Consider the following 15,222-nt stretch of genomic DNA (forward strand, 5'->3'; position numbering starts at 1 on the left):
GGCTGGCCACCAACCAGCCGCACTTCACCACAACGAGGAGACAACCATGAGACAGGCGCACCTTGCGCATCAGACCGGGCTTACGCGCACCGGCAAAATCAACATGCTCAATCGAAAGCCTTACCGCACCGCTGCGCAGAAGGCCGAAGCCAAGCGCACGGCGCGCAAGTTCGAAGGCACGTGGGTGAGTGGCTCGCCTGTGAGCTATCATCGTGCGGTCAAGGGGAGGGCGGAGGGATGACCTCTCCCAACCCCCAATCCCCTTGGTACACCGAATCCACCACGCCACCCATCGATTACGTGCCGGTCACACCAACGCCGCGCAAGTACGTCCGTCGCGGATTAAAGCGCGGTGCATTAGCCGCCCTCACAGCGGTAGTGGCAATCGGCCTCATCATGCTGTTCCCGTTGGCGATCGTGGCAATCGCCGTACTCGGCGGATTCTGGTGGCTGTTTTGCATCCTCTACGCTCGCTGATCGCAAACTGGCAGTGGCTGATCGTCTTTGCAGCTGCTGCCTACATCGCAGCAATCATTTTCACCACGCACCACTGAGGAGGCCTTATGGCTATCAAATGGGATGAACTGAAGGACACTTCGGACACTGATCCGCCGATCACCACGCTGTATGGCGGCGCAAAGCTAGGCAAGACGACATTGGCGTCTGAATGGCCGGCTCCATACTATTGCCGCACCGGCGAAGGCGAGAGACAGAGCGCAGGCGCGCCAATGAAGTCTTTCGGCGTTTCAGAGACCTACGAAGATGTCGTCGACCAAATCACCTACATCCTGGAGGCCGAACACGATCGGCGCACGTTCGTTCTCGATGCCCTCGATGGCATGGAAGTTTTCGTCAATGCCGAGGCCTGCGCCAGAAACGGTTGGGCCGACATCGAAGAGCCAGGATTCGGCAGGGGGTACGCGGCGGCCCACTCGGTCTGGCTGGAATTTATCAAGCTTCTGCTGAAGCTGAAAAAGGCCGGATACTACGTCGTACTCATCTCGCACGTGAAGGCAAAGACGGTACCGGGCGTGACGACCGACAGCTACCCTCGCTACATGCTCAACCTGCGCGATGACGCGGGTAGCGCGATCTGCGATGCCTCCGACCTTATTGGCTTCCTGCATCAGCGCGTGTCGATCGCCAAGGAAGATCTTGGCTTCAAGAAAACTGCGAAACGCGGGCAGGGCGGCGGCGAGGTCAACATCGCTGTGCAGGAACGGCCAGGCTTCATCGCTGGCAACCGGTACCAGATTGCTAAGCCCATTCTCGAATACAAACAGGGGCAAGGTTTTGCGGCGCTGAACGCGTACTTCCCTCCGCAGCCAGATGTCGTCACCGCTCAGATTGCCGACGAGCCTGATGAACAAGAGGTGGCGGCATGAACTGGCCTCAGATCACTTGGATCGCTCTCGCCGCTGCAGGCGTAGCAATTAGCGCAGTAAAGCACGGTGAGAGCCGTGGGTCATACAGTGTTTGGCAAACCTTAATCGGCACGGGCATCGGCGCTGGCCTATTGTATGCGGGAGGTTTCTTTTGACCATGTTCCGCGGCGAATCGTGGTTTGCGTGGCATCCGGTAAAAGCACGCACACGCTCAGGCCAGCTGATTTGGGTCTGGCTCACACATGTCTGGCGCGATCAGGAATCGACGCAATTCGGTAGCGGGCCTTTCCGCTATTACCTTCGCTAACCACCACACCACAAGGAGACTACGCATGGCCAAGATTGGCATCAGAGTTGAAGCGACCGAAGAGAACACGCAGCAGCGCGATTTTACGAACCTGCCGAACGGCGATTACCAGCTGGAAATCAGCGGTTCAGAAATCAAGGAGAAGAACGAAGGCACTCGCGATCACGCGATCAACCTCAGCGTCTCGATCGACGTGCTGGCGCCGGAAGAGTTGAAGGGCCGCAAGATCTTCAACAACTACAATCTCCAGCATCCGAATCCCCAGACCCAGGAAATCGGACAGCGCCAGTTTGCCTGCCTTCTGCGCGCGCTCGGCCTTACAGAGGCACCAGAAGATTCCGATGAATTGCACTTCATCTCATTCTTCGCCCGCATCGGCATGGGCAAGGACAGCAAGGATAAGAACGCCGACGGCACGCCGAAGTACGCCGCTCGCAACGAGCTGAAGAAGTACTACTACCCTGATGAAGGCAACCTGCCTGAGCCAAAAGTCGAAGCCGCCCCAGCCGCAGCCAACGACAACCGCCGCACTGCCGCCAGCAACGACAACAAGCCTGCCTCCGCAGCTGCCGGTACGACACGCCGACCCTGGGGCAAGTAACCACACCACTGCGGGCTGTGACCAGCGGCCCGCTACTTCACCACAAGAGGAGACACCATGAGCACTTTTGAAAAACTGAAAGGCATCATCGTCGAAAACTTCGGCGTCGATGCGGATCGAATCACGCCGGAGGCCAGCCTTGTCGACGATCTCGGGCTAGACAGCCTCGACGAAGTCGAGCTGGCGATTGAAATCGAGAACGATTTTGAGATTGAAGTCAGCGACGAGCAGATTGAGGCCAGCTTCACTCTCGGCGACCTCGTGAAGGTTATCGATACGCAGTTGGGGGCGAAGTGATGCTCGATTTAATGATCGATATAGAAACGCTTGGCACTGCGCCAGGAAGCGTCATCCTGAGCGTCGGCGCTGTGACTTTCAATGCCGAGACAGGAGAGTTTGGCGAAGGATTCTATGCTGCGGTTGAGCCTCAGTCTGCAGTCGACATGGGTTTGACGATTGATGTTTCCACCCTGAAATGGTGGATGGAGTAGTCGGAGGATGCGCGAAAGGCGGCATTCTCTGGCGATCAGCATCTATCGAAGGTGCTGTTTGATCTGCACCAGTTCGTCCAATCGGTGGAGGCCAGCCGAGTTTGGGCTAAGCCGCCATCCTTTGATCTTGTCCTGTTGGAGTCCGCATATCGAGCGTGCGCTATCAGCATCCCGTGGCATTATAAGACGCCACGGGACTGCCGCACCTTGTTCGATCTGACGGGCGCAACGCAGCCTGACGTCGGAACAGCACACAACGCCCTTGATGATGCGAAGTCGCAGGCTCTCGGCGTTGTTAATGCTTACCGCATCATCAAAGCATGGAAGGAAGCGTGACATGGGTGACAGAAACTACAAATGGTATGTCGCAGGGAGCGTCGATGCTGAAATATTCACAAGCCAAAGCGACACGCGCGAAGATGCGCTGGCGCAGGCAAAATCAGAATACGGCGACGATCCGTTCGTCCTGATAGAAGCTGATAAGTCAGTCGTGAAGCCAAATTTCGACGCGGACAATATCGTCTCTGAAATCATCGAAGAACTGGCTGAGAATAACTATGATTGCTGGGGTGACGATGGTGATGAAGGAGCGTGGGGCGACACCTCTTCGCTGGAGCGCGCGATAGAAAAGGCTGTCGCGGATTGGTTGACCGATGTTCCGCCAAAAACATTTTGCGTTGATCACTTCCGCAACACGGAATTCTTCAACGGCGCAACGGCCTAACACCACCCTGCCTGCCGCTCACCACGGCAGGCACCACCACACATAACCGAGGAGACACCCATGCACCTTGTCATCCACAAGGAAGACCTGACGCGTGCGCTTGCTGCCACGACGAAGGTAGTCGAGAGCAGAGTTAGCATTCCCATCCTGTCGAGCGTTCAGCTCGCAGCAGCTGGCGACGGTCTCGCCATCACGGCCACCGACCTCGACATCATTGCTACCGCAGGCGTACCAGCCGAGGTCATCAAGCCAGGCAACATCTGCGTCAGCGCCAAGCTGCTCAACGACATCGCTCGAAAGGCAACCGGCGACATCACAATGACGCTCGACGACGACAAGCTTCTGGTGAAGTCTGGGCGTTCGCGATTCTCTCTCGCCACGTTGTCAGCAGAAGACTTTCCGACGCTCGGCGACGACAAGTTTGATGCTGAATTCGAGATCGATCTGGCTGCACTATTTGCGCCGGTGTCGTTTGCGATTTCCAGCGAAGAGGCGCGCTATTACCTTCAGGGCGTATTCTTCAAGGGCGGCAAATCCGAAGCTGTCGCGACCGATGGCCACCGTCTCGGCCGTCACTATGGCCCAGAGCTGCCAGCCTTCGAAGGCGTCATCGTTCCGCGCAAGACCGTCGGCCTACTGCCAAAGGGCAAAGTTCAGGTAGCAGTCAGTCCGCAGAAAATTCGCATCGTGTCGGACGACGTGCGCATCACATCAAAGCTGATCGATGGCACGTTTCCTGACTACGAGCGCGTTATCCCCAAGAACAACGAACGCGTTGTGATCGTTGACCGCGACGCGCTGATGAAGGCGTCCGATCGCGTGTCGACGGTTTCCTTTGAAAAGGGACGCGCCGTGAAGTTCAGCATCGCGCCCGGTAGCATTGCACTTGCCGTGGCCGCTGGCGAGGCATCGGCGAATGACGAAGTCGAGGCAGAATACAGCGGCGAACCGATGGATATCGGTTTCAACGCCGCCTATGTCCGCGACGTGCTGAACGTGTTGCCGTCTGGGCCGGTCAAGCTGGCCTTGCAGGATGGCGGCACGCCGGGGCTGATCACGTCCGATGGCTTTGAGGGGCTTACGCTCGTTTGCATGCCTATGAGGGTGAGCTGATGGCCAAGTTCATGGTGAATTACACTTTCAGCGGTCGCGGTTGCGAGACGGTCGAGGCGGACACTCAAGAGGCTGCGGAAGCATTGGTTGAAGCGAAAATCAACCGTGACGACTACGAGCCAGATGCCGACGAGCTAGAGGTGGTCGACGTCAGTCTCTCTGAACTGCACCCCGTCACTCGCGATGGCAAAGAAATCTGGACCACATACATCAAGGCGAGTGATCAGCGCGGCCACCAGGCAGTCCTTTCGTCATCGCCACTATTTGCTTCTGGGATGGGGTCATAATGGCCCCACTACCCAAGCCAGAATCCAGCACAGTCAGAGCCATCTACGCCGCATATGAAGCCGCAGCCTCGTCATGGGATAGCCTCGGCATATCCGTCGGCGAGGCCAACAATCCATGTGATCGCGCGCTTTGGTACGCCTTCCGATGGGCCTCGCCGCTTGAAAAACACCACGGTCGTCAGCTTCGATTGTTCGAAACCGGCAACATCGAGGAAGACCGGCTCGTTGCCGACCTGGAGCGCATTGGCGTCGATGTCTACGGGCAGCAGGACAAGATCAGGCTGGTGCAGGGCCACGTGCGCGGCAAGTGCGATGGCAAAGCCATTGGCGTCGTTGAGGCACCGAAGACTGAGCACCTGCTTGAGTTCAAGTCCAGCAATGCGAAGGGCATGAAGGAGATCGTCAAGAAGGGCTGCAAGGAAGCCAAGCCGCTCCACTACGGTCAGTGCCAGCTCGGAATGCATGCCTTCGGGCTGTCGCGCTGCTTATACCTCGTCAGCTGCAAGGACGACGACAGTCTCTACGCCGAGCGCATCGAACACGATCCGGAGTTCTGCCTGCGCCTGCTCGCGCGGTTAGAGCGCGTCATCAATTCGCCGGAACCGCCGTCACGCATCAACGATGCGCCAGACTGGTTCGAGTGCATGTTTTGCAAGCACAAGCCTGTCTGCAAGGAGAACGCTTGGCCACGCGTAACATGCCGTTCCTGCATCCACTCCTCTCCAGAGATGGGCGGCGATGGTCACTGGTCATGCGCACGATGGGCTAAGCCGATTTCGTTCGACGAGCAGAAGGAAGGCTGCCCTACGCATCTCACGATCCCGGCTCTCGTGCCTGGCGAACAGACGGACTTCTCGGAAGAGGACGAGACAATCACTTACGTGCTGCGGGATGGCACAATTTACGTCGACGGCGCAACCCACGCCTGACCACACCACAAGGAGACCAGTATGCCACCCATTGCGGCGAACGATAATCACCCGCGACCAGACGGATTCGACGCTGCATTGGAAAAGCAGCTGCCGGTCCTGCGTCGCTACGCCAGACGACTTGCTAAGACCAACGATGCCGCCGAGGAGCTTCTGCATGAGGCTGTCGCAGATATCCTGCGCCGCGCTCACACCTGCCGAATGGAGACATTCAAGACGTGGTCGAACTGGGCAGTCTACGGCGCCTACTCGACGCTGGCTAAGGCCCGCATTACTCAAAAGCGCACCGCTAACGTCGTCAGTACATCCGCCTTCAGCGAACTGCCAGGCAGCGCAAAATCCAGCCAACATGAAAGCGCGGAGCTGTCCTCTGTCCTAGGACTGCTGAAAGGCAGGGAAGGCGACATGACGTTGCGCGTCGCCATGGGTGAAACTCTTGAAGAGATCGGCCGCGACTATGGTCTGGGGCGAGAACGCGTTCGGCAGTTGGTTGAGCGTGAGCGGGCGAGGGTGTCGGCGTTGTTGGAGGCGGGTTGAATGGCTCTCCGATACTACCAGCGTGAAGCAGTGGATGCGACGTTCGATTATTGGCGCGAAGAGGCTGGCCATCCGCTCATCGACATGGCTACCGGCACTGGTAAGAGCATGACGCTTGCCACACTTTTTCATGAGATGATCACCGGCTGGCCTGATATGCGGCTCTTGAATGTTGTTCACGTTCAGGAACTTGTGGAATCCAACTTCAAGGAGATGATCGGGCTTGCTCCTTTTGCGCCCGTTGGCTTGTACGCCGCAGCTTTAGGAAGACGCGATTCCCGCGCACAAATACTCTTTGCGCAGCTGCAGACAGTTTGGAATAAGGCCAAGGAAATTGGGCACGTCGACGTTCTGGCGATCGACGAGGTGCATCTCGTGCCTGATGATGAAAACACAATGTATCGTGTTTTCATCCAGGCGCTGCTATCCATAAATCCTGAAATGAAAATCGTTGGGTTGTCAGCCACGCTCTACCGTTTAGACAGCGGACGATTGGACGAGGGCGACGACAGACTGTTTGATCGTACTGTCTATAGCTACGGAATCCGCGAGGGTATCGACGACGGGTATCTGACACCTATCACGTCCAAACAAACCTCGACCAAGCAGGACACATCGACCGTTCCCCTTCGCGGCAATGACTTGGCCAAAGGCGCGTTGCAGAAGGCTGTCGATCAAGACTGGCTCAACAAGCGCATTGTCGAGGAGGTTTTTGACACGGAGCCGCATCGTAGGACCGCATTGTTTTTCTGCGCCGGAGAGAAGCACGCGACGAACATGCGAGACATCATTCGCGACGCTGGACGCTCTTGCGAAATCATTATGGGCACGACGCCAAAGAGCGAGCGTCGCAAGATCATAGAAGCCTATAAGCGCGGCGAGATTTGGGGCATATGCAACGACAACGTCATGTCCACCGGAACCAACGTTCCTCGTATTGATCTCATCGTTGACGCAGCGAAGACGAAGTCGGCAAGCCGCTACGTGCAGCGCGTGGGGCGAGGCACTCGAGTGATTTATCCGCGAGGCTTCGATCCAGAAGCTGTAACCGCTGAAGAGCGCAGAGCCGCTATCTTCGGCGGGGATAAGCCAAACTGCCGATACATGGACTTCGCGGGCAACGTGGGTGAGCATGGCCCGGTGGACATGATCGTCCCAACCAAGCCGACAAAAGGCGACGGCACGGCCCCGATCAAAGTCTGCCCTCAGTGCGAGGAGCAACTTCACGCGTCTATCCGCGTCTGCTGGTGCTGTGGCCATGAGTTCGAATTTGATGAGACACCAAAGCTGCAGTCGAAGCCCACCGATGCGCCTATCATATCGACCCAGGCACCAGAACCCCGCACCGTGACGTCGCGCAGCTTTTATTACCATGAAGGCAAGGCTGATAAGCCACCGTCTGTAAAGGTCAGCTACATGGTCGGCACGACCGCGATCAACGAATGGATTTGCCCACAACATCAGGGTTTCCCAAAGTCAAAGGCCGATCGCTACTGGCTTGCGCATGGTGGCGCACGACCGTTCCCAAAGACAGTGCTGGAATGGATCGAGCGCCAGTCGGAGCTACGCGACACGGTAGAGATCACCGTGAAGCCTCGCCAGAAGTACTGGGATGTTGTCGGGCATGTGGTCGGGGCTGCGAATGATAATTGGCAGGCGGCGGCGAATGATAACTTTGGGAGTGAAGAGTGGGGCGAGATCCCCTTCTAGTCTTGACAAATTTGTAAAAGCGGTTTAGCGTGATGATACCAAACCACCAGCACCACAAAAGCCAAGAGGAGACTACAATGACCGCCATCAATGAGGCTGTTACGAGCAGCGTTTCTGCCATTCGCGAAATCAACGAAAACATCGCCCGCCTTAAGGAAGAAGCGAAAGCTGCAAGATCAGCTGCGATCGATCCATTTCTGAACGTTATTGCTGAATCAGGAGAAGTCTCGCTCATCGTCGTCCGTGGATCCACGCCCGGTTTCAACGATGGAGAGCCGTGCGAGCATTCTGCCGATCTTTTCGTCAACGTTAAGAGGGCAAAGGAAGACGAACTGTACGATGGATACCTTGGCTTCGAACTGCCTTCTGAACTGATTGATGGCTTGAAGGACGAAGTTTCCTATGAAAAACCATCATACAGGCGCGTGATCAACGAAGGTGCGCTTGCGCACAACGAAGCACTTTGCCGCGAGCATGGTCACGTCTACGCCGAGCCTTCCGCTGAAATTATGAGCGCCATCACAGATGTGATTTTCGACACGGTCGAAGAAGAGAACGGCACGAATTACTATGTGTCTTTCGTCTTGATCGAAGGAAAGTTCGTCAAGTTTTCGGGTGAATACGACTGCGGCTACTAATTGACAGGAACCGCGACATGAAGACCATTATCTTCAATAGTCGTCCGCCGATCGTTACCAATCTCAGGTTCACTCCTGAGATTGGCGACTGGCCGGTCGATGACTGGAAATATGCAGATGTGCAGCACGTCTATTTGCGCACCACGGACTTGGTTCGCAGGATAATTGACGCCACGCCAATATCTGGTGAGTTCAGGCGCGTACTAATCGACGTAAAGGTTCAGGATCTAACGCCGGACGTTCATAGCTGCATCCCAGGCTGGCATATTGACGGCGCGTTTCCGCATCCGGGAATCGAGCCGGATCGGCACCATCTGTTCGTAATGAACGGACCTCTGACGGAGTTCATAAATGAGCCAGTAGAGTGCGAGGTTGGCGATCCCGTTGATATGACTGAAGTTGTGCAGCAGATCCCACCTGACGTCCGCGTTTCGAAATGTGCTTCGAACGCCATAACCACTTTCACCAGCCTCGACTTTCATCGGGGCGTCGTTGCCGAGAAGAAAACGCGCCGACTGCTGGTTCGCTTGACGGAGACAAACACCGTTCTTGCCCACAATCGACCGAAGTCGCCGAGCGTCGGAGCCAGAAGACCGTAACACCGCCACACCAATGGCGTCACCACGTTGAGGAGATTGATATGACTGAATTGACCGACTTGATCGGCAAGAGAAGACTTGACGCTGTCGACTTCGACAACGAGCAAGTCAAAGAACTTTATGGCGACGGCTACGAGGATAGCTCGGTATGCCGATTTCGCTTGGATGGTGTCGTTTACATCGCCATTGAAGACCCCGATGACGGATACCGCAGCTCAATGCGCAACTTAACCGTCGCCAACGACGCGACAATGAAGAACGTGTTTCCGTCGGTCGAAGTTCTCGGTCGGCATCGCACGACGGGGGAATACGGCGAAACCGATGATGTTCTAGAACTGATCGATACCATAACTGGTAAAGTCGTCCTTGAGGTCGGAACCGACAACTCGGATGACTACTACCCTTCATTCGTCGCGAGTTTCCACCCTGAGAATATGTCCACCAACGCCGATATCGAAGCCGCTGAGAAGAAGGCCGCAGAAGGATGGATCGAATGGAAGGGCGGAGACTGCCCCGTATCCGGAGAAACGCTTGTCGTAATCCAAGCTGAATTCGGCCCTGATCAAGAACCTGCGCGCGCTGACGATTGGGCATGGGACAGCGATCGTCCGAAGCGTGATCAGATCACAGCTTATCGGGTCGTCGGAGCCGCAGCATGACCAACTGCGGGCAGAACCACCACACCACATTGAGGAGATTGAGAATGAGCAGAACAACGTACAGGCGCGCCTGCGCTCTGGCTGAGCACTATCTTGCGATTGGCCAGCGCGACGTTTGGCTTGAGGATGATGACCCAAACCTTCCATGGGACAAGGTGACAGACGTCAAGGCTGGCGGTGGATATCGCCTTAACGGTCCAACGGGTGTTCGTATCGAATCTTCCGATCCAGCGGGTCTTACATTCCTTTGGTTTGCCGATTTCGAATCGCGCGATGCAAACGGGTCCAGCATCAACCAGTTCGATCGTGTCGCCATGCTCAACATGGCCAGAAGACTTCCACCTCAGGCCCGCGAGAAGTTTGCACAGTTCTTGACTGACGAGGTTCTGCCAGCTGTTCAGCAACGCACGGCGGAGTTCGAGGATCAGATGAAGAAGCAGAGGGAGAGCCTCGAAATTCTGCAATCAATCGTCCTCAACGTCGGAGCCGCAGCATGACCAGACAAGAGGATTGCACCTACCTATACTTCAAGGAAAGCGGTAAGTGGAAATACGAAGGCCGTGGCTTCTTCCCTACCGCTGACGTCTTTTCCATTAAGCGCGAGCATGTCATCGCGGAGAACGGCGGCATGCCCGGCATCTCGTCTAGCGGCGATGACTACTTCGTCATCATCATCCCTGATGATGGATGCGCCCACCCATATGCATATCCACGCTTTATAAAGCCGGAGGTCTCCACATGACCAAACCAGCCAACGACAACTTCCTAGCCGCCGACGTCGCCAACCTCGAAGCGCTTTTCGCCGACATGCTTGCCGCCTATCCTGAGCTGGAAGCGGACGAAGAACTGCGCGCTGACATGCTGGAAGGCGAAACCAACTTCCACGCCGTCCTCACGCGTATCGTGAACACCGAACGCGACGCCGACAGCCTGGCAAAGGCCGTGGCCGGTCGCATCTCCGACTTGCAGGCGCGCAAGTCTCGCGCCGAGCGCCGCAAGGAAGCTTGCCGAGGGTTGATGTTCAAGCTGCTGAAGGCGGCTGGCGTGCCACGCGTGCCGCTGGCCGAGGCGACTATCTCGATCGGCAAGAAGGCTGCTGCGGTAGAGATCATCGACGAAGCAGCATTGCCGAAAGCCTACGTGCGGGTTTCGACATCGCCGGACAAGACCGCCATCAAGGAAGCATTGCAGGCTGGCAAGAAGGTCCGTGGTGCGCAGATGGGTGATGCGGGTGAGCAGTTGTCGGTGAGGGTGGCGTGACCAGATATCATTCAGTAAGTGGTGGGGCTGGCTCTTGGCTCGCCGCCAAAGTTGATATGACTGCGCATCCGGACGAAGTGCACCGCTTCGTTTTCGCCGACACCTTGTATGAGGATGCCGATTGCTACCGGTTCCTCATTGAGGGCGTTGCACATTTGCTTGGCAGGGCGGCCATAGTGCCGTCCATCGAAGACTTCCCAGATTACCGAATTTTGGGCGATTTCGACATAGCCACGTATGCAGGAAACCCTGAGTGGAGAGAATTCCTTGCCCACCTCCGAAGCCAAACAACGTCCAGCATTCCAGAATTAACTTGGTTGGTTGAAGGTCGAGATCCTTGGGAAGTTTTTCGCGACAAAAGATTTCTTGGAAATAGCCGAGTCGACCCATGCTCTCTCCTAACCAAGAGGGAGTTGATAGACGCGTGGCGCGACGTTGTTGCCGACAAAAATGAAGATGTTTTCTGTGTCGGCATTGGACCAGATGAGGCGCACAGATACGAGAGGCTTGCTGCGCGACACGCAAAGGAGGGTTGGACTTACCACGCCCCACTGATTGGCACCACAGAGGGCGATTTCGGTCCATTTGGCTACCTTGCTGCTGCTGGAATCGAGCGCCCGCGCCTGTATCGTATGGACTACATGCACAACAATTGCGGCGGCTTCTGCATTAAGGCGGGGCATGCACATTATCAGAACCGATTGCGCAAGCAGCCGGAGCGATACGCCTACGATGAGATGTTTGAGCGCAAATTGCGTGAGTATTTGGGGAAAGACATATCCATATTGTCTAGCCGCATAGGAACGGACGTAAAACAGCCACTGACTTTGGCCGAATTCCGAAGGCGAAATGAAGAGAAGCCGCAGCTCATCTTCCAATACGAGCCTGGCACAAGTGGCTGCGGCTGTGCAATCGATTATGAGGAGGCAGCATGAAGATCTATTTTGCTCATCCAGTTACGGACTATGGTTCGGAGAAGCAAGCCGAAGCCCTCTCTTCTTTGCAGAAATACTATCGAGAGCAGTGGCCGCGGACAAATCTTGAAATTGAAAACCCAGACCACCCTCACCACCAAGAGGGCTATAATCGTGAGGGAATGGACTATTTCAAAAAGATCGTTGAGTCATGCGATCGGCTAGCCTTTATGCGCTTTCCCGATGGATCGATCGGCGCAGGAGTTGGCCGCGAGATCAGGTGGGGTCTTCAGTCCTGCTACGCAGTGTATGAGCTGTTCGATGGATGGCTTTACCAAGTGCAGAACATGCCGACACCGATACTTACGGTGGATCAGACGCGGAGCAAGATCGCAGGCATTCGAGCTTCAAGATACGGCGATGAACCCGTTTGTTGGCTGCACGAGACCAAATGCGGCGCTGTGGAGTTTGCCGAGAAGCATGACAGAGACGTAATTAGCTTTCCTGTTTATCGGATTGCCAAGGGCATGGTGCAGCCATGACCAAACCCACCTACATGATCGCCCACGGTAGCGCAGCTGTTCAGGCTGCGCGCATCATCGCGGCGGTGGCGGCATCAAAGGCTAACGATAGTCCTGTTCTAATATCGCCTTTGCGAACCCAGCAAGAAACGCTTTCTTATTTGCCCTGTGCATCTGATGCGCAATCTGCAGGAAGTCGTCAGGGTGGATTGCTACGCGAAAACTCTGATCACGCTGATCGCCCACAAGCGTAAAATCTAAGGTGAGGTGATCGCCGTCATTGTAAACAGAAACGTTTTCGGCGACGCCCCCATTGCCGCTGGTCCGAGTCGCCTTCGATTTTGGCAGAGGTACACCCATAATTAGTCTCCCGAATTGTCGGGCGACACTACCACACCACCCGCCGCGCCACCAACGCGGCGTAAACTCTTTACTGCCACTCACTGCTGTGAGAGATTTTCTGCCTCAGTAGGGGCGGGAAATGACTAGAAAGACCATCAAGATAGATCTCGACGTATTCAAGGCGATAACTAGCGCAAGGATCAATTTGGATGAGGATGAAAACGATGTCCTAAGACGGCTTCTGAATATTAAGCCGAATGAAAACGTGCCCGCGCACATTGTTACCGAGATAAGTGATCCAAGCAATGGATCTGTGGTCAAAGATGGTCTCCCCTGGACCGATAAGGGTATTTCAGTTCCGCATGGGTCGAAATTGAAGTTCAGCCAAAATGGGGTCGAATACTTCGCCTACGTGGACAATGGGATGATCGTGGTCGGAAACTCGAGGGAAAAGCACTTGACGCCTGCGGCTCAAAAAGCAGCGGGCGTACTTGGGAAGTCCTTCGGTGACAACGGGTGGCGAAAATGGCTGGCTCAGTTTCCCAATGAGGAACAGTGGCGTCACCTCGGGGATATGCGAGCGACTAACCGAAGCAAGAAGTAAATAACACATCCGTAGCTACCAACTGCGGCTTCACCACAACTGAGGAGACTATCATGCGCATTGAACGCATCGGCGGAGCTGTGCTCTATAACGCAAATTGCCTGGACGTGATGGCAACACTAGAAAGCGTTGATCACGTCATTGGCGACCCGCCTTACGAAAAAGAGGCGCATAGATCGATGCGCCGGACACAGAAAAGTATCAAGGCAGGTGTGAACGCTGACCTCGATTTTGCCGCCATCACGGAGGATCTTCGCGGTGGCGTTGCGGCTCATGCTGCCAGACTTTCGTCTGGATGGACTCTATTTTTTTGTCAGGCCGAAGCAGTGGGCGATTGGCGCGATGTCCTTGAGGAAGCCGGGGCAAAATACAAGCGTTCCATGATCTGGGTGAAGCCAGACAGCACCCCGCAACTCAACGGCCAGATGCCTGCAATGGGCTATGAATCGATGCCGCTTGCTTGGTGCGGAGCAGGGCGTAGCAAGTGGAACGCCGGCGGCAAACGCGGCGTCTACACTCACCTCACGAACCAGCGCGATCGAGACGGGCGCCATCTCACTGAAAAGCCTTTACCGCTCATGCGCGAGCTACTCGCAGACTTCACCGATCCAGGCGATACAATTTTGGACCCGTTCATGGGCAGCGGGACTACTGGTGTTGCCTGCGCCCGCATGGGACGCAAATTCATCGGCATTGAACTGGACCCTAAATATTTCGACGTTGCCTGCGAGCGTATCGAGAAAGCGTACTCGCAAGGGGACATGTTTCTGGAGTTGCCTCGAAAAGCAGAAAAGCCTGCAGACATGTTTGCGGCTAACGACAACTTCTCTGATAAGTCTGAGGTGGCAGCATGAAAGACAAGATAGAATATCTTGCTGCGAAACTGGCTGCACAGCTGGGCCACCCGGTTGGCGAGTACCACAAAGCTTGGGCGGCCGAGCGAGTCCGGGAAATACTGGCAAATGATAATCATCATGTTGCCAAGGTGGCAGCATGACGCCCGCCGAAATGAAAGAGGCCTGCACCGCAAGCCTTACCGGCGCGCGCGAACTAGGTCTGGATGAGAGTAAGGCAAGCGTTTCGCTGGTTTTGCCTAAAGGCTTCAAGCCGCCAGCAAGGTTCCCGCGGGGATACCTGTTGCAGGTCAAGGATGATGGCAGCCGACTGCGCAGCTTTCCTGCAACGAAGCTGATGGCATGGATCAAATGGGCGGAGGCACAGGCATGACAAAACTCCCCACAACCCCACGCCAGCACACGCCAACGGTCGACGCCGACCACAATCCCACCACCTGCTTTGTCTGCGGCATGCACGCCTTCGGTATCGGCGTGAATCCTAATCCAAAACAGGACCCTCACTACATCTGCCGGAGGTGCGCCGTGGGCATCGACAATTACAAGAAGATCGAGCGGCTCGACGACTACGAGCTGCGCGCCTTGGACGCGGGCGTTGATGCGGTGGGCGAGTACATCGCGTCGCATGGCGTGACGGACCTTGCGCACTTCGATGAGCTCATGCAGCGCATGCTCGTAAAGGAGGCATGGGAGGGCGCGGCGCGGGGGCTAAGGGCGGCTTTGTCCGAGGCGCCGTTTTGATGGAGG

Annotated in this window: 25 protein-coding genes and 1 pseudogene; 25 read left to right on the plus strand and 1 reads right to left on the minus strand. The window is 56.0% G+C overall.

The window, feature by feature from the left end:
• Positions 1-46 precede the first annotated feature (46 nt).
• The 20 genes and pseudogenes from CPJ18_RS02330 (at position 47) to CPJ18_RS02430 (ending at position 12,696) form a co-directional block, all read left to right on the plus strand.
• Complete coding sequence (locus CPJ18_RS02330; protein ID WP_103656821.1) at positions 47-241, plus strand: hypothetical protein; 195 nt, start codon at positions 47-49, stop codon at positions 239-241.
• On the plus strand, positions 238-477 hold the full coding sequence (locus tag CPJ18_RS02335) for a hypothetical protein (protein ID WP_103656822.1): 240 nt from the start codon (positions 238-240) through the stop codon (positions 475-477). The genes CPJ18_RS02330 and CPJ18_RS02335 overlap by 4 nt, the downstream gene beginning before the upstream one ends.
• A gap of 86 nt (positions 478-563) precedes the next feature.
• The gene (locus CPJ18_RS02340; RefSeq protein WP_103656823.1) at positions 564-1,385 is read left to right on the plus strand and encodes an AAA family ATPase; all 822 of its coding nucleotides are present in this window, start codon (positions 564-566) and stop codon (positions 1,383-1,385) included.
• 332 nt (positions 1,386-1,717) lie between these two features.
• Entirely contained in the window at positions 1,718-2,293 is a 576-nt protein-coding gene (locus CPJ18_RS02345) for a DUF669 domain-containing protein (RefSeq protein ID WP_103656824.1), read from the plus strand.
• Between the two features lie 57 nt (positions 2,294-2,350).
• Complete coding sequence (locus CPJ18_RS02350) at positions 2,351-2,590, plus strand: acyl carrier protein (RefSeq protein WP_103656825.1); 240 nt, start codon at positions 2,351-2,353, stop codon at positions 2,588-2,590.
• Positions 2,591-2,601: 11 nt separating this feature from the next.
• Positions 2,602-3,120, plus strand: a pseudogene (locus CPJ18_RS27085) (3'-5' exonuclease).
• A gap of 1 nt (position 3,121) precedes the next feature.
• On the plus strand, positions 3,122-3,508 hold the full coding sequence (locus CPJ18_RS02365; protein ID WP_103656828.1) for a hypothetical protein: 387 nt from the start codon (positions 3,122-3,124) through the stop codon (positions 3,506-3,508).
• Between the two features lie 60 nt (positions 3,509-3,568).
• Positions 3,569-4,621, plus strand: coding sequence for a DNA polymerase III subunit beta (gene dnaN / locus CPJ18_RS02370; protein ID WP_103656829.1), 1,053 nt, complete (start codon positions 3,569-3,571; stop codon positions 4,619-4,621).
• Positions 4,621-4,908: a hypothetical protein gene (locus CPJ18_RS02375; protein ID WP_103656830.1), complete on the plus strand. Its 288-nt coding sequence runs from the start codon at positions 4,621-4,623 to the stop codon at positions 4,906-4,908. The genes dnaN and CPJ18_RS02375 overlap by 1 nt, the downstream gene beginning before the upstream one ends.
• Positions 4,908-5,837, plus strand: coding sequence for a PDDEXK family nuclease (locus CPJ18_RS02380; RefSeq protein WP_103656831.1), 930 nt, complete (start codon positions 4,908-4,910; stop codon positions 5,835-5,837). The genes CPJ18_RS02375 and CPJ18_RS02380 overlap by 1 nt, the downstream gene beginning before the upstream one ends.
• Positions 5,838-5,858: 21 nt before the next feature.
• Entirely contained in the window at positions 5,859-6,374 is a 516-nt protein-coding gene (locus CPJ18_RS02385) for a sigma-70 family RNA polymerase sigma factor (RefSeq protein ID WP_103656832.1), read from the plus strand.
• Positions 6,375-8,084, plus strand: a complete 1,710-nt coding sequence (locus CPJ18_RS02390; protein ID WP_103656833.1) for a DEAD/DEAH box helicase — start codon at positions 6,375-6,377, stop codon at positions 8,082-8,084.
• 77 nt (positions 8,085-8,161) lie between these two features.
• On the plus strand, positions 8,162-8,722 hold the full coding sequence (locus CPJ18_RS02395) for a hypothetical protein (RefSeq protein ID WP_146258637.1): 561 nt from the start codon (positions 8,162-8,164) through the stop codon (positions 8,720-8,722).
• A gap of 17 nt (positions 8,723-8,739) precedes the next feature.
• A complete protein-coding gene (locus CPJ18_RS02400; protein ID WP_103656835.1) occupies positions 8,740-9,321 on the plus strand; it encodes a hypothetical protein in 582 nt (193 codons plus the stop codon).
• Between the two features lie 41 nt (positions 9,322-9,362).
• Positions 9,363-9,980 (plus strand): hypothetical protein, encoded by a 618-nt coding sequence (locus CPJ18_RS02405; RefSeq protein WP_103656836.1) that lies wholly within the window; start codon positions 9,363-9,365, stop codon positions 9,978-9,980.
• Between the two features lie 44 nt (positions 9,981-10,024).
• Positions 10,025-10,477 carry a hypothetical protein gene (locus tag CPJ18_RS02410; protein ID WP_103656837.1) on the plus strand — a complete coding sequence of 151 codons (453 nt, stop codon included), beginning with the start codon at positions 10,025-10,027 and terminating at the stop codon, positions 10,475-10,477.
• Positions 10,474-10,722 carry a hypothetical protein gene (locus CPJ18_RS02415; RefSeq protein WP_103656838.1) on the plus strand — a complete coding sequence of 83 codons (249 nt, stop codon included), beginning with the start codon at positions 10,474-10,476 and terminating at the stop codon, positions 10,720-10,722. The genes CPJ18_RS02410 and CPJ18_RS02415 overlap by 4 nt, the downstream gene beginning before the upstream one ends.
• Entirely contained in the window at positions 10,719-11,240 is a 522-nt protein-coding gene (locus CPJ18_RS02420) for a siphovirus Gp157 family protein (RefSeq protein ID WP_103656839.1), read from the plus strand. Before CPJ18_RS02415 ends, CPJ18_RS02420 begins: the two co-directional genes overlap by 4 nt.
• Positions 11,237-12,175, plus strand: a complete 939-nt coding sequence (locus CPJ18_RS02425; protein ID WP_146258638.1) for a hypothetical protein — start codon at positions 11,237-11,239, stop codon at positions 12,173-12,175. Before CPJ18_RS02420 ends, CPJ18_RS02425 begins: the two co-directional genes overlap by 4 nt.
• A complete protein-coding gene (locus tag CPJ18_RS02430; protein WP_103656841.1) occupies positions 12,172-12,696 on the plus strand; it encodes a hypothetical protein in 525 nt (174 codons plus the stop codon). Before CPJ18_RS02425 ends, CPJ18_RS02430 begins: the two co-directional genes overlap by 4 nt.
• 81 nt (positions 12,697-12,777) lie before the next feature.
• Here the strand turns inward: CPJ18_RS02430 and CPJ18_RS02435 are convergent, their stop codons facing one another.
• Positions 12,778-13,035: a hypothetical protein gene (locus CPJ18_RS02435; protein ID WP_103656842.1), complete on the minus strand. Its 258-nt coding sequence runs from the start codon at positions 13,033-13,035 to the stop codon at positions 12,778-12,780.
• A gap of 121 nt (positions 13,036-13,156) precedes the next feature.
• On the opposite strand from CPJ18_RS02435, the gene CPJ18_RS02440 reads away from it, so the two are divergent.
• The 5 genes from CPJ18_RS02440 to CPJ18_RS02455 are packed head-to-tail and all read left to right on the plus strand — an operon-like array spanning position 13,157 to position 15,216.
• The gene (locus tag CPJ18_RS02440; RefSeq protein ID WP_103656843.1) at positions 13,157-13,621 is read left to right on the plus strand and encodes a hypothetical protein; all 465 of its coding nucleotides are present in this window, start codon (positions 13,157-13,159) and stop codon (positions 13,619-13,621) included.
• 53 nt (positions 13,622-13,674) lie between these two features.
• Positions 13,675-14,475 (plus strand): DNA-methyltransferase, encoded by an 801-nt coding sequence (locus tag CPJ18_RS02445; RefSeq protein WP_197710890.1) that lies wholly within the window; start codon positions 13,675-13,677, stop codon positions 14,473-14,475.
• On the plus strand, positions 14,472-14,618 hold the full coding sequence (locus tag CPJ18_RS26730; RefSeq protein WP_167397813.1) for a hypothetical protein: 147 nt from the start codon (positions 14,472-14,474) through the stop codon (positions 14,616-14,618). The genes CPJ18_RS02445 and CPJ18_RS26730 overlap by 4 nt, the downstream gene beginning before the upstream one ends.
• On the plus strand, positions 14,615-14,848 hold the full coding sequence (locus CPJ18_RS02450) for a hypothetical protein (protein ID WP_103656844.1): 234 nt from the start codon (positions 14,615-14,617) through the stop codon (positions 14,846-14,848). The genes CPJ18_RS26730 and CPJ18_RS02450 overlap by 4 nt, the downstream gene beginning before the upstream one ends.
• Positions 14,845-15,216, plus strand: coding sequence for a hypothetical protein (locus CPJ18_RS02455; protein ID WP_103656963.1), 372 nt, complete (start codon positions 14,845-14,847; stop codon positions 15,214-15,216). Before CPJ18_RS02450 ends, CPJ18_RS02455 begins: the two co-directional genes overlap by 4 nt.
• Positions 15,217-15,222: the final 6 nt, after the last annotated feature.

This window comes from Agrobacterium rosae, assembly GCF_002915175.1.
Classification (GTDB): domain Bacteria; phylum Pseudomonadota; class Alphaproteobacteria; order Rhizobiales; family Rhizobiaceae; genus Agrobacterium; species Agrobacterium rosae.

What these genes read in the sequence shown, in the direction of transcription:
- CPJ18_RS02330 (WP_103656821.1), top strand. Translation starts at nt 47, where the DNA reads ATGAGACAGGCGCACCTTGCGCATCAGACCGGGCTTACGCGCACCGGC.
- CPJ18_RS02335 (WP_103656822.1), top strand. Translation starts at nt 238, where the DNA reads ATGACCTCTCCCAACCCCCAATCCCCTTGGTACACCGAATCCACCACG.
- CPJ18_RS02340 (WP_103656823.1), top strand. Translation starts at nt 564, where the DNA reads ATGGCTATCAAATGGGATGAACTGAAGGACACTTCGGACACTGATCCG.
- CPJ18_RS02345 (WP_103656824.1), top strand. Translation starts at nt 1,718, where the DNA reads ATGGCCAAGATTGGCATCAGAGTTGAAGCGACCGAAGAGAACACGCAG.
- CPJ18_RS02350 (WP_103656825.1), top strand. Translation starts at nt 2,351, where the DNA reads ATGAGCACTTTTGAAAAACTGAAAGGCATCATCGTCGAAAACTTCGGC.
- CPJ18_RS02365 (WP_103656828.1), top strand. Translation starts at nt 3,122, where the DNA reads ATGGGTGACAGAAACTACAAATGGTATGTCGCAGGGAGCGTCGATGCT.
- dnaN (WP_103656829.1), top strand. Translation starts at nt 3,569, where the DNA reads ATGCACCTTGTCATCCACAAGGAAGACCTGACGCGTGCGCTTGCTGCC.
- CPJ18_RS02375 (WP_103656830.1), top strand. Translation starts at nt 4,621, where the DNA reads ATGGCCAAGTTCATGGTGAATTACACTTTCAGCGGTCGCGGTTGCGAG.
- CPJ18_RS02380 (WP_103656831.1), top strand. Translation starts at nt 4,908, where the DNA reads ATGGCCCCACTACCCAAGCCAGAATCCAGCACAGTCAGAGCCATCTAC.
- CPJ18_RS02385 (WP_103656832.1), top strand. Translation starts at nt 5,859, where the DNA reads ATGCCACCCATTGCGGCGAACGATAATCACCCGCGACCAGACGGATTC.
- CPJ18_RS02390 (WP_103656833.1), top strand. Translation starts at nt 6,375, where the DNA reads ATGGCTCTCCGATACTACCAGCGTGAAGCAGTGGATGCGACGTTCGAT.
- CPJ18_RS02395 (WP_146258637.1), top strand. Translation starts at nt 8,162, where the DNA reads ATGACCGCCATCAATGAGGCTGTTACGAGCAGCGTTTCTGCCATTCGC.
- CPJ18_RS02400 (WP_103656835.1), top strand. Translation starts at nt 8,740, where the DNA reads ATGAAGACCATTATCTTCAATAGTCGTCCGCCGATCGTTACCAATCTC.
- CPJ18_RS02405 (WP_103656836.1), top strand. Translation starts at nt 9,363, where the DNA reads ATGACTGAATTGACCGACTTGATCGGCAAGAGAAGACTTGACGCTGTC.
- CPJ18_RS02410 (WP_103656837.1), top strand. Translation starts at nt 10,025, where the DNA reads ATGAGCAGAACAACGTACAGGCGCGCCTGCGCTCTGGCTGAGCACTAT.
- CPJ18_RS02415 (WP_103656838.1), top strand. Translation starts at nt 10,474, where the DNA reads ATGACCAGACAAGAGGATTGCACCTACCTATACTTCAAGGAAAGCGGT.
- CPJ18_RS02420 (WP_103656839.1), top strand. Translation starts at nt 10,719, where the DNA reads ATGACCAAACCAGCCAACGACAACTTCCTAGCCGCCGACGTCGCCAAC.
- CPJ18_RS02430 (WP_103656841.1), top strand. Translation starts at nt 12,172, where the DNA reads ATGAAGATCTATTTTGCTCATCCAGTTACGGACTATGGTTCGGAGAAG.
- CPJ18_RS02435 (WP_103656842.1), bottom strand. Translation starts at nt 13,035, where the DNA reads ATGGGTGTACCTCTGCCAAAATCGAAGGCGACTCGGACCAGCGGCAAT.
- CPJ18_RS02440 (WP_103656843.1), top strand. Translation starts at nt 13,157, where the DNA reads ATGACTAGAAAGACCATCAAGATAGATCTCGACGTATTCAAGGCGATA.
- CPJ18_RS02445 (WP_197710890.1), top strand. Translation starts at nt 13,675, where the DNA reads ATGCGCATTGAACGCATCGGCGGAGCTGTGCTCTATAACGCAAATTGC.
- CPJ18_RS26730 (WP_167397813.1), top strand. Translation starts at nt 14,472, where the DNA reads ATGAAAGACAAGATAGAATATCTTGCTGCGAAACTGGCTGCACAGCTG.
- CPJ18_RS02450 (WP_103656844.1), top strand. Translation starts at nt 14,615, where the DNA reads ATGACGCCCGCCGAAATGAAAGAGGCCTGCACCGCAAGCCTTACCGGC.
- CPJ18_RS02455 (WP_103656963.1), top strand. Translation starts at nt 14,845, where the DNA reads ATGACAAAACTCCCCACAACCCCACGCCAGCACACGCCAACGGTCGAC.